Origin of the sequence: Micromonospora sp. WMMA1363 (assembly GCF_030345795.1) — a bacterium.
Lineage (GTDB): Bacteria > Actinomycetota > Actinomycetes > Mycobacteriales > Micromonosporaceae > Micromonospora.
This window is the reverse complement of sequence record NZ_JAUALB010000001.1, coordinates 697,381-709,171: the sequence shown is the minus strand read 5'-3', so window position 1 is coordinate 709,171 and position 11,791 is coordinate 697,381. Positions and strand designations below refer to the sequence as shown.

The window sequence follows — 11,791 nt, the reverse complement described above, 5'->3', positions numbered from 1 at the left end:
GCGGGTGACCGGTCAGGACCGGTGCAGGCGGTCGAGCAGGTCCGCGCGGATGGCCGGCCGGCTGCCGAAGACCAGCAGGAACAGCGCCTCCCGCATGAGCCGCTCGGCGGGCCGGTTCCGCAGCACGGCCGCGCTACCGGTGGTGGTGGCGCAGAGTCCGGCGGCCCGCAGCGCGAGCGCCGACGCCGCGGCCCGCGCCGACGGCAGCCGCTCCGGCCCGGCCGCGTCGAGCGTCGCCCGGCACGCGTCGACGGCCTCGTCGAGCGGGCTGGCGCCGATCAGCCGGGCGCAGCGGGTCGCCACGCCCAGTGGCAGCGACCCGTTGAAGCGCAGCGTCGCCGGGTCGTTCCGCAGGTAGACCTCGTGCGGGACGGTGCCGGTGACGCGCTGTTCGGGGACGAAGTGCCCGGTGAAGGTCACCTGCACCGTGCGGCTCGCGGCCACCGCCACCATGTCGATCGGGGCGACCGTCAGGGTGTCGCTCTCCTTGGCGTCGAGCAGGGACCAGACCAGCGTGTCCGATGCGTCCCGCGCGGCGGTGAACAGGGTGTCGACCAGGCCCCAGCCGGTCACCCAGGGGGCGACGCCGTGCAGCACGTAACCCCCGTCGACCGCCTCGGCGCGGACCGCCGCTGGGCCGGGCCGGGTGGCGGCGATGGCCAGTCCGGCCCGGCGCACGCCGCGGCACAGCGGCTCCAGCCACTCCTGCGGGATACCGGGACGCTGGCTTCTTGTCGCCGCCATCACCGCGCTGTGGTGCTGGGCCCAGACGAAAGCGGTGGTGAGGCAGCCGCTGGCGATGAGTTCGAGGGCCCGGGCGGCAGTGGTGGTGTCCTCGGCGGACATGTCGCTGAACGCAGGCGGCCCGGCAAGGCCGTAGAAGCCCTCCTCGGCGAGCAGGTCGAGGTGGGCGATCGGGACCGTGTCGGAGGCGTCGACCGTCTCCGCCGCCGGAAACAGCACCTCCTCGGCGATACGATCCGCTCGATCCAGCACCTTGGCAGAGTTGCTCATGGTCGGTACACCGTCCGTTCTGTCGTGGAGGTCGGTGTGGGGTTTGGCTGACAGCCTAACGAACAGCTCACCGACAACCTAGATACGTCACCGCTGAACGGTGTTGTGTTTGTTGTGTTGCCGTTAGGCTGTGGGTAGACAGGCGACGGCAGCGAGGAGCCCGAACGGTGAGCGAAGACCCGGCGGCGAGAGCACGGGCGGTCGGCACGTTCTACGACCTGATGGGCACCTTCCTGGAGGCCGTCTACGGCGACAACCTGCACTACGGGTTCTGGGTCGACGAGCACGACGAGAGCCCGATGCCGCAGGCGCAGGAGCGGCTCAACGACGAACTCGCCCGCCGGCTGGTCGTCCGCGCCGGTCACCACGTCCTCGACATCGGCTGCGGCACCGGCGGCCCGGCACGCCGGGTCGCCCAGGTCACCGGCGCCACGGTCACCGGGGTGACGTTGAGCGGGGGTCAGGTCACACGCGCCATGGAGCTGGCGGCCAAGGAGGGGATTCACGAGCGGACACGGTTCGCCCAGGCGGACGTCACCGCCCTGCCCTTCCCCGACGCCCACTTCGACGCGGCGCTGGCCCTGGAGGTGCTGGTGCACGTGCCCGACAAGGCCGCCGCCCTCGCCGCGGCCCACCGGGTGCTGCGACCGGGAGGCCGGCTGGTCCTGGCCGAGCTGATCCTCGCCCGGTCGATGTCAGCCGAGCAGGAACGCATCTGGTCGGCGATGCCGATGTCCACCCCACCGGCCGCCGGTGAGTACCTCGACCAGGTGCGTGCCGCCGGTTTCGCAGTCGACGAGGCCCTCGACGCCACCCCGCACATCCGCCGGTCGTTCCAGGTCACCCGGGAAGCGGTGGCGCGCGAACGCGAGCGGCTGGCCGGGACGTACGGACCGCGGGTGCTACGCCAGGTCAGCAACGCGGTACTCGACCTGCAAGCGGTCGCCGAGGACTGCCTGGGCTATCTGGTACTCACCGCGCGCCGGCCCGGGTAGCCGTCCCGGCCGACCCGGCGGCTCGTCGTGCCGGACGGGTCGCCGGTTTACTCCGACTCGAGGAGGAAGCGTGTACCGACCCCGCGCCATCCATCGCGCCGTCGCCCGGTTGTCCGGCGCGCCGGCCGGGCGAACCTGGCCCCGGACCTTCGCCGACCGGCTCACCCACCCGGTTCCCGGGCCCGCCGCGGTGCTGCGGCTGATGCGTGAGCGGGGCAACCGGCCCACCGGCGGCACCGGGCGGGTGCCGGTACGCGACGGCGCCGAGGTGCCGGAGGTGGCGTCGGCAGAGACCGCAGTGACCTGGATCGGCCACGCCACCTGTCTGGTGCAGCTCGGCGGCCGGACGGTGCTGACCGACCCGGTGTGGTCGGACAGGATCCCCGGCACTCCCCGCCGGTTCACCCCGCCCGGGCTACCGTGGGGGGCCCTGCCGCGCGTCGACACGGTGGTGATCAGCCACAACCACTTCGACCATCTGGACGAGCCGACCATCCGCCGGCTGCCCCGGGACACACCGGTCCTCGTGCCCGCGGGGCTCGGCTGGTGGTTCCAGGCCCGACGGTTCCGCGCCGTGACCGAGCTGGACTGGTGGGAGTCGGCGACCGTAGGCGGCCTGCGTTTCGACTTCACCCCGGCGCACCACTGGAGCCGGCGGGGAGTCTTCGACACCTGCCAGAGCCTGTGGGGCGGTTGGCTGATGACCGCGTCCGGCGAGTCCGACCGCCGGGTGTTCTTCGCCGGGGACTCCGCCTACGGGTCGGCGTTCGCCGAGATCGGGGCACGGTTCCCGGGCATCGACGTCGCGCTGCTGCCGGTCGGCGCGTTTCGTCCCCGATGGTTCATGAAGCCCTTGCACATGGACCCGGCCGAGGCGGTGCGGGCCTGCGGCGACCTGGGCGCGGAGCGGATGGTGACCATCCACTGGGGCACCTTCGCGCTGTCCGCGGAGCCGGTGCTGGCGCCGGTCGAGTTGGCCCGCAAGGCCTGGGCCGGCGCAGGGCGTCCCACCGCCACGTTGTGGGACCTTGCTATCGGCGAGAGTCGGGTGCTGGCCGCGACGACCACACCGCACTGACCCACCCGCGAACCCCCGGCTCGTCACCGGCGCACCCGGCGCCGCCTCGTTGGGGGCCTACCTCGCGCGGGAGAGCGGTCACTCCTCGGCTACCAGGCAGGCGGTAGCAGATACTCCGCACCATGAGCGGCATCTAACCTCAGGCAGACATGGACACGAGGAACATGTCTGCAAAAGGACGCGGACCTCGTCACCACGACAGCACCGCCCGCCGACCGCGGTGGCCGGTGCCGCGAAACCAGCTGCGCGGCACCGCGCCATTGATCGTGCGGCGGTCAGCGACCGGTGTCCGCCACTCGGGCCTTGCGCGACGCCCGGCCCGCGAAGAACGCCCGCGGTGCCAGCGCCGCCTGGTGCGGCAGCATCAGCGGCAGCCGGTCACCGGTCTCCTGCCGCCAGATGAACAGGTGCGCACCCGTGTCGCCCATCGCCCCCTTGGCGAACTTCGGCTGGTTGACCGTGACGAAGGCCAGCTCGGTGTACTCGGTCTCGCGGCGCAACACCAGGTCGCGCAGGATCTTGCCGCCGGTGTGGCTCGGGGCGATCCCGTTGCCGGTGTATCCGTGCCCGTAGACCACGCCCCCGGCGGCGCGGCCGAACTGCGGGATGAAGGTCCGGCTCCAACCGATCGGCCCGCCGAAGGCGTGGCTGAACCGAACGTCACCCCAGGCCGGGAAGAACCGGGCGAAGGACTCCCGCAGATCACGGTAGGCGACAGCGTTCCGGATGTGCCCCCGGCCGGTGTCCCGGCCGTCGAAGTAGTACCACCGCCCGCCGGACCAGACCACCCGGTTGTCGGAGGTCAGCCGGGCCGCGTGGGCGAAGGACAGCGAGTTGCTGACGCCCTCCCGGCCCGGCCAGTTCACCCGCTCCAACTGAGCATCGGTCAACGGCTCGGTCACCATCAGGTAGTTCCACACCGGCATCACCTTGGTGTGCGTCTGGCCGAAGCTGTGCTGCCAGGCATTGGTGGCCAGCACCACCTCGTTCGCGGTGACAGTGCCGGTCGGAGTGCTCACCTTGTATCCGTTGCCCACCCGCCGCACGTCGACGGCCGGGGTCCGCTCGTGGATGTCGACGCCCTGGCCACGCACCACCCGCGCCAGTCCCTGCACCAGGCGGTGCGGATTGACCAGGGCACCGGTGGTGCGCAACGCACCGAGCACCTGCGGGGAACCGATCCGCTCCTGCGCCTCGTCGCGCCCCATCAGCTTGAACGAGCCCCGCAGGCCGGTGCGTTCGCTGCGCTTGACCTGGAGTTCGAGCCGGGCCAACTGCTTGCGGTCGGTCACCACCTGGAGCATGCCGTTCATCGCGAAGTCCGCGTCGATGTCGTACTGCCGGCAGAACCGGCCGATGTCGATGATCGAGCGGGCACCGGTGCGGTAGACCCCGGCGGCCTTCTGCCGGCCGTAGTACCACAGCAGCCGCCGCAGCACCTTGCCGGCGGTGAGCCCGACGAAGCCGCCGTTGGCGCTGGACGCGCCGCTGCCCACCGTGTGGCTCTCCAGCACCCGGATACGCGCCGCGGGTTCGGCCTCGGCGAGGAAGTGCGCCGCCCAGAGGCCGGTGTAGCCTCCGCCGACGATACAGATGTCGCAGCTCGCGTCGCCGTCGAGGGGCTCGCCCACCTCGACCGGCTCGGTGTCGTGCCAGTAGACGCTGTTCTGGGTCTCTTCCACGTCAGTCTCCATGTCGTCGGTACCGGCGTCCGTGCCGCACGGCACGGCGGTCGGTGGACGCTGACCCACGCCATGGGTCCGCGGCGGCGGACCGCGTCCACCATCAGCAGCGTATGTTGTTTTTAGCTGGACCCGACAGTCAACGCTTGCCGCTGGCCGGTGTCGCCTGACCGGCGGCGGCCCGCTCGGCCCGACGCTGCTGGCGCAGACGGTCCATGAAGTAGTCCGCGTTCAGCCAGTAGAACTCCAGCCAGATGTTGTCCGGATCGCGCAACCAGATGCCGTAGCCCGCCTCCAGGAACAGCTCACGGACGCCGGAGTGCATGGCTCCGACGGCATCGAGGTGCTCCGCCCACCGGTCGAGGTCGATCCGCTCGGGCACGTGGTAGCCGAGGTGGTGCAGGCCGACCCGCCGCTCGTCGAAGGGCTCCGGATCGGCCTCGGCGGCCTGTCCGAGAACGATGGCGGCCAGCGACTGCCGGTGCACCAGCGTCCGGAAGGTGAATCCGGACTCGGCTGGTGTGGCGTCTCGGACGACGGTGAAGTCCATGACCCGCCAGTACCACTCGGTGCTGCGGTCCAGGTCGCGCACGGTCAGGTTGACGTGGGTGCTGCCGTTGAGTTTGGGCACAGGACGCATCATAGGCGGTTGGCTCGTATCTTGGGTGTGGCGTGTTGTCATTGGTACCCGGTAACGTGTCCTCACCTGGCAGCTGGCCGCCGGTACCGGCCCGAACGGATGTGAGGAACCGGGCATGCATCTGAACGTGTTCACCCAGTGCTCTCCGTCACCCCAGTTCAAGGGCATGTGGAGGGTCTCGGGCGACCGGACGGCGACCGGATACCGTTCGCTGGAGTACTGGATGTCGCGGGCCCGGCAGTTGGAGGCGGCCTGCGTGGACGCGCTCTTCTTCGCGGACATCCACGGCGTCTACGACGTCTACCGGGGGTCGTGGGCCCCCGCGGTGCGGCACGCCGTGCAGATTCCCTCGATCGACCCGGCGCTGCTGCTGTCCGCGCTTGCGGCCACCACGCGGCACCTCGGCTTCGCAGTCACCTACTCCACCACCTACCACGCCCCGTACGAGTGCGCCCGGCTCTTCTCCTCGCTGGACCACCTGACCGGCGGCCGGGTCGGTTGGAACATCGTCACCTCCTACCTGCGCTCGGCCACCGCCAACGGCCTCGGCGACTACCTGGACCACGACGAGCGCTACGACCGCGCCGACGAGTACGTCCAGGTGACCCGGGCCCTGTGGGAGGAGAGCTGGGACGCCGACGCGGTGGTGCGGGACGCCGGGCGCGACATCTTCACCGACCCGACCCGGGTCCACGAGATCGACCATCACGGCCGGTGGTTCTCGGTGCGCGGTCCGCACCAGTGCGAACCGTCGCCCCAACGCACCCCGGTGCTCTACCAGGCCGGCTCGTCGCCGCGGGGGATCGAGTTCGCCGCCCGGCACGCCGAGGTGGTCTTCCTGACCCTGGCCGACCCCACCGCCGGCGCCGAGCCGGTGGCCAACCTGCGCGCCGCAGCCGTCCGGCACGGCCGGGACCCACACGCGGTGAAGGCGCTGCAGGGAACCATGGTCATGGTCGGCCGGGACCGCGCGGAGGCGAAGGCCAGGGCCGAGGCGTACAACACGCTCTGGAGCAGCGAGGGGCAGCTGGCCAAGTGGTGTGGCTGGATGGACATCGACCTCTCCGCCTTCCCCGACGACACCCCGGTCGACGAGATCCGCAGCCAGGCCAGCCACTCCTTCCTCGGCTTCCTTCGCAAGCTGACCCCGGACCGGACCTGGACGGTGGGCGACGTGAAGTACCTCGTCTCCCGACCTCGCCGGCCCCGGGTCGAGGCCCCGGTGACCCTGTTCGGCACTCCCGAGCAGGTCGCCGACCGGATGGAGCAGTGGCTCGAGGTCGCCGACGTGGACGGTTTCAACCTCATCCCGTGCCCGCCGTCGGGCGGTGTGGACGACATCTGCGACCTGCTGATCCCCGAGCTGCAACGACGGGGCCTGTTCCGCACCGCGTACGACCCGGCGGAGAGCACCCTGCGGGAACGATACTTCGGCGCCGGCAAACGCACCTACTCCGACCGGGCCCGCACCATGGCCACCCGGGAAGGCTGAGCAGATGGACCTGCGTGACACCGAGGAGCAGGCCGCCTTCCGCACCGGGCTACGCGCCTGGCTCGCCGTCCAGGTGCCCCGATTCGCCGTGGACGCCTCCGGGACGCCCCACGGCTGGACGAAGGCGTTGCACACCGCCGGCTACACCGGGCTGACCTGGCCGGCGCGCTACGGCGGACGCGGCCTGTCCCCCACCTACCAGGGCATCTACGCCGAGGAGAGTGCTCTCGCCGGGGCGCCGGACCACATCAACGTCATCGGCCTCGGCATGGTCGGGCCGACCATCGTCGAGCACGGCACGCCGGAACAGCAGAACCGTTTCCTGGAACCGATCCTCTCCGGCGAGATGGTGTTCTGCCAAGGGTTCTCCGAGCCCGACGCCGGCTCCGACCTGGCCGCCGTCCGCACCCGGGCGGTGGCGACCGCCGGTGGCTGGCGGGTCACCGGCGAGAAGGTCTGGTCGTCGTACGCCCACCAGGCCGACTGGTGTCTGCTGCTGGTCCGTACCCAACCAGGCTCCGATCGGCACCGGGGGCTGACCTGCCTGCTGGTCGACATGCGCTCGCCGGGCGTCCAGGTGCTACCGCTGCGGCAGAACACCGGCGACAGCGACTTCAACCAGATCGTACTCACCGACGCGTTCGTGCCGGCCGACTGCGTCCTAGGCCCGGTCGGCGAGGGCTGGCGGATCGCGATGACCACGCTCGCACACGAACGGGGCACGTTCGGCATCACGCTGACCGCCCGGCTCAGCGTCGAGTTCGGCCGGCTGGTGCGGACCGTGCGCGAACTCGGGCTCACCGCCGATCCGGCGGTCCGGGCCGAGATCGCCGACCTGCACGTGCACCTTCAGGGACTGCGCTGGACCGGCTACCGGGCGATGACCGCGCTGAACCGCACCGGGAGGCCCGGGCCGGAGAGTTCGATTCTCAAACTGCACTGGTCGGTGACCAACCAGCGGCTGGCGGCGTTCGCGCTGCGGCTGCTGGGCCCGGCCGGCATGCTGGACGGCCCGGACAGCCACGCCGCCGGCCACTGGCAGCACCTGCGGCTGCGCAGTCGGGCCAACTCGATCGAGGGCGGCACCTCGGAGATCCTGCGCGGCATCATCGCCGAGCGCGTCCTCGGCCTGCCCCGAACCCGGTGACCCTGCGGCGGAAAGGATTCTCGGATGGACTTCGCCCTCACCGACGAGCAGCGTGACCTGCAGGTCGCTGCCGCACGCTACCTCGCCGACCGGTACCCGCTGGACCGGATCGCGGCGCTCGCCGACGCCACCGCCGGGGATCCCGACGCCTGGCCGGAGCTGCGCCGGCAGGGCTGGTGCGACCTCGAGTTGGGCATGGTGGAGAAGGGGCTGCTGGCCCAGGAGAGCGGCTACGCCCTACACCCGACCGCGTGGTGGAGCACGGTGGGGCTGGCCCAACCTGTGCACCGCGCGGCCCGCGCCGCCATGCCACCCGGACCGCTCACTCTGGCCTGGCAGGACGAGGCCGGGACAGACGGCGGGTGCCGGGCGGTCCCCTACGGCGGCGGTTGGCGACTGTCCGGCATCCGGTGTCTGGTCACCGACGTGACCGAGGCGTCCGGTGTGCTGGTCGCCGCGGACACCCCCGACGGCCTCGCCCTGTTCGCGGTGACGTCGCCCGCCGACGGCATGACCGTCGCGCCGCAGCCCACCCTCGACCGGCTGCGTCGGACCGCTCGGCTGCGATTCGCCGATACACCGGCCGAGCCGATGGTGGCCGCGGACACCGGGCGCCAGGTGCTGGCCGCCGCCCGCCGGCACGGCGGCACCCTGCTGGCCTGCGAGGCGGTCGGGGTGGCCCGGCGGGCCCTGGACCTGGCCCGACGGCACGCCGAGGAGCGGGTGCAGTTCGGTCGCCCGATCGGTGCGTACCAGGCGGTGGCGCACCGGCTCGCCGACAGTTACGTGGCGGTCGAGCTGGCCACGTCGCTGTCGCTGCGGGCCGCGTGGCTGGTCGGTGCCGCCGACCGCGGCGACGCCGACGAGACGGAGGTGTCCCAGGCGTACGCCGAGGCCGTGGTCGCGGCCCGCCGGGCGGCGGTAGGCGCCTGCGAGGCCGCCCTCCAGGTCACCGGAGGGCTCGGCGCGACCTGGGAGTATCCGCTGCACTGGTGGTACCGCCGCGCGCTCTGGCTGGACTGCTTCGACCTTCCCACCGCCGCGCACCTCGCCACGCTCGCCAGTCACGTGCTGGCCGCACCCGCGTGACCGACCGACAAGGAGCCGTGATGCTGACGAAACGACGCCCCAGGATCGACGTGCCGGCCATCCTGCGGCTGATGGAGGTCGGTGACTATCTGCTGCCGTACACGATCCGGGCGGTCTGCCTGCTGGGGGTGGCCGACCAGCTGACGCACGGGCCACGCCCGGTCGCCGAGCTGGCCCGGGCGGTCGGGGCGGACGAGCCGGCGCTGACCAAGGCGCTGCGCTACCTGGCCACCCGCGACCTGTTCGCCGAGGTGGCTCCGGGGGAGTTCGGGTTGACCCCGATGGCCGACCTGCTGCGGGCCGACCACCCGTACTCCGCCCGGGACATCTTCCTCTCCCCCGTGGTGTGCACCCGGGCGATGGAGGGTCTCGACCACACGCTGCGCACCGGCGAGGGCGCGTTCGACGCCGTGCACGGCATCGGGATGTGGGAGCACTTCCGCGGCAACCCCACCGACGGCGAGGCCTTCGACAAGGTGATGAGTGGGGTCACCGGGATGGAGCTGCAGGCCATCCTGCGCGCCTCGAACTGGTCGCGGTTCGGCACGGTGGTGGACGTCGGCGGTGGGAACGGCCGGTTCCTCGGCGACCTGTTGGCCCGCTACCCGACGATGCGCGGGGTGCTGTTCGACCTGCCCACGGTGGTCGTGAACGCGCCCGCGACGCTCGCCGGGGCCGGGGTGGCCGACCGGGTCCGGATCGTGCCCGGCAGTTTCCTCAGCGACGAGATCCCACCGGGCGGCGACGCGTACGTGCTCAAGCGGATCCTCTACAGCTGGAGCGACGAGGTCGCCACCGACGTGCTCAGGCGCATCCGCGACGCCATGTCCGACGACGGCCGGGTGTTCATCCTCGAAGCCGGCCGGCAGTCCGAGGAGGAGACCAGCCCGTTGGCCCGCCGGATGGACATGCTGATGTTGACCCTGAGCGCCGGCGGCGCGCGCAGCCTCGACGAGCAGCGGGCCCTGCTGGCCGAGGCCGGTCTGGAGCTGGTCAGCGCCACGTCCACGGTGATGTTCCCGGTCATCGAGGCCCGACCGGTATGACCCGCCTGCTGTCCTGGCTGGCGGAGCCGAGGTCCGACCGGGGTATCCGGTTCGCCCGCCCGGACGGCGGCTGGGACCGGTGGTCGTACGACGAGTTGGCCGGGCTCACCCACGAGTACGCCGCCGGCCTCGTCGCCCACGGGGTCCGCCCGGGCGACGTGGTGACGGTGGTGCTGCCGAGCGGCCCGGCGTTCGTCGGCGCGCTGTTCGGGACGCTGCTGGCCGGAGCGACGGCGTCACCGCTGGCGCCGGCCGCCACGTTCGGCGATCCGGACCGGTACGCCGAGCACGTCACGTCCGCGCTGGCCGCGGCACGTCCCCGGTTGGTCGTGGTCGACGCCGCGGCCGGCGCGGCGGTGACGCCGGTGGCCAGCCGGACGGGGGTGCCCACAGTCGACCAGGACGATGTTCGCGGCGGGCCGCTGGGAGCGCACCGGCCCGCCCCGGCACGGTTGGCGCTGGTGCAGTTCACCTCGGGGACCACCGGCAGCGTCCGCGGTGTGCAGGTTCCGTACCCGGCGTTGGAGGCCAACGTCACGGCGATCCGGCGATGGTTGGAGATGACCCCGGACGACGCCACCGCCTCCTGGCTTCCGGTGCACCACGACATGGGGCTGGTCGGCTGTCTGCTGGCACCGATCGTCACCGGCGCCGACCTGTGGCTGCTGTCGCCGGCGGACTTCGTCCGGCAGCCCACCCGGTACCTGGCATGCTTCGGCCGGCTCGGTGCCCGGTTGTCCGCGATGCCGGGCTTCGGGCTGGCCCACGTGGTCCGCCGGGTGCGCCCGGAGCAGCTGGCGGGGATGGATTTCCGCCAGTGGCGGGCGGTGATCGTCGGCGCCGAGCGGGTCCTGCCCGCCACCCTGGACCGCTTCGCCGCGTTGCTCGCCCCGCACGGCCTGCGGCGGGAGTCGCTGCTGCCGGCGTACGGCCTGGCCGAGGCGACGCTGGCGGTGACCGGGGTGCCGCTGCGCACCGGCTGGCGGCAGTCCACGGGCCCGGACGGAGTGCCGGTGGTCGGGTGTGGTGTGCCGCTGGCCGGTTCCCGGGTGACGATCGTCGGCGACGACGGGCAGCGCACCGACGACGGCCTACCGGGTGAGATCGTGGTCGGCGGAACGGGGGTCGCCGACGGCTACGTGGGGGCCGACGGGATCCGGACGACGGCCTTCGCCGGCGGCACGCTTCGCACCGGCGACGCCGGCTTCGTCCGGGGCGGGGAACTGTTCGTCCTGGGCCGGATGGGTGACAGCCTGAAGATCCGCGGTCGCGCCGTCTTCGCCGAGGACCTGGACGCGGTGCTCTGCGGAGAGTTGGCGGTGCCGCCCGGCCGGTTGGCCACCGTGCTCGGGCTGCGAGCCGGTACGCCCACCGCGGTGGTGTATCTGGAACATCCGCGGCAGGAGTGGCTGTCCCGGATCCCCGCGCTGCTGCGCCCGCTGGTCGACGACGCGACGGTGGTCACGGTGCCGGTGCCCGCCGGCGGGGTGCCCCGTACCACCAGCGGTAAGCCGAAGCGCCGCCTGCTGTGGCACCGCCACACATCCGACGCACCGGCGCCACCCCGGTAGGAGCCGCCGTCCGCCGGGGGGTCAGGCCCGCCGGTAG

General features: G+C 72.3%; 10 protein-coding genes. 7 read left to right on the top strand and 3 right to left on the bottom strand.

Annotated elements, in window-relative coordinates:
- Positions 1-12: 12 nt before the first annotated feature.
- Positions 13-1,014, bottom strand: a complete 1,002-nt coding sequence (locus QTQ03_RS03285) for an acyl-CoA dehydrogenase family protein (RefSeq protein WP_289276656.1) — start codon at positions 1,012-1,014, stop codon at positions 13-15.
- Positions 1,015-1,181: 167 nt separating this feature from the next.
- Here QTQ03_RS03285 and QTQ03_RS03280 point away from each other — a divergent pair, with 167 nt between their 5' ends.
- Positions 1,182-2,009 (top strand): SAM-dependent methyltransferase, encoded by an 828-nt coding sequence (locus QTQ03_RS03280; protein ID WP_289276655.1) that lies wholly within the window; start codon positions 1,182-1,184, stop codon positions 2,007-2,009.
- 70 nt (positions 2,010-2,079) lie between these two features.
- Positions 2,080-3,087 (top strand): MBL fold metallo-hydrolase, encoded by a 1,008-nt coding sequence (locus tag QTQ03_RS03275; protein ID WP_289276654.1) that lies wholly within the window; start codon positions 2,080-2,082, stop codon positions 3,085-3,087.
- A 275-nt stretch (positions 3,088-3,362) separates the two neighbouring features.
- Here QTQ03_RS03275 and QTQ03_RS03270 read toward each other — a convergent pair whose 3' ends face one another.
- Together QTQ03_RS03270 and QTQ03_RS03265 are read right to left on the bottom strand one after the other, a co-directional pair.
- Entirely contained in the window at positions 3,363-4,769 is a 1,407-nt protein-coding gene (locus QTQ03_RS03270; protein ID WP_289276653.1) for an NAD(P)/FAD-dependent oxidoreductase, read from the bottom strand.
- 139 nt (positions 4,770-4,908) lie between these two features.
- The gene (locus tag QTQ03_RS03265; protein WP_289276652.1) at positions 4,909-5,409 is read right to left on the bottom strand and encodes a VOC family protein; all 501 of its coding nucleotides are present in this window, start codon (positions 5,407-5,409) and stop codon (positions 4,909-4,911) included.
- A gap of 115 nt (positions 5,410-5,524) precedes the next feature.
- Here QTQ03_RS03265 and QTQ03_RS03260 point away from each other — a divergent pair, with 115 nt between their 5' ends.
- Genes QTQ03_RS03260 through QTQ03_RS03240 form a run of 5 tightly spaced genes read left to right on the top strand, consistent with a single transcriptional unit; the run spans position 5,525 to position 11,754 of the window.
- Positions 5,525-6,901 carry an LLM class flavin-dependent oxidoreductase gene (locus QTQ03_RS03260; RefSeq protein ID WP_289276651.1) on the top strand — a complete coding sequence of 459 codons (1,377 nt, stop codon included), beginning with the start codon at positions 5,525-5,527 and terminating at the stop codon, positions 6,899-6,901.
- Positions 6,902-6,905: 4 nt separating this feature from the next.
- Positions 6,906-8,048: an acyl-CoA dehydrogenase family protein gene (locus QTQ03_RS03255; protein WP_289276650.1), complete on the top strand. Its 1,143-nt coding sequence runs from the start codon at positions 6,906-6,908 to the stop codon at positions 8,046-8,048.
- Positions 8,049-8,072: 24 nt separating this feature from the next.
- Positions 8,073-9,137, top strand: a complete 1,065-nt coding sequence (locus QTQ03_RS03250) for an acyl-CoA dehydrogenase family protein (RefSeq protein WP_289276649.1) — start codon at positions 8,073-8,075, stop codon at positions 9,135-9,137.
- A 20-nt stretch (positions 9,138-9,157) separates the two neighbouring features.
- A complete protein-coding gene (locus QTQ03_RS03245; protein WP_289276648.1) occupies positions 9,158-10,183 on the top strand; it encodes a methyltransferase in 1,026 nt (341 codons plus the stop codon).
- Positions 10,180-11,754 (top strand): AMP-binding protein, encoded by a 1,575-nt coding sequence (locus QTQ03_RS03240; protein WP_289276647.1) that lies wholly within the window; start codon positions 10,180-10,182, stop codon positions 11,752-11,754. The genes QTQ03_RS03245 and QTQ03_RS03240 overlap by 4 nt, the downstream gene beginning before the upstream one ends.
- The last annotated feature ends 37 nt before the right edge of the window (positions 11,755-11,791 follow it).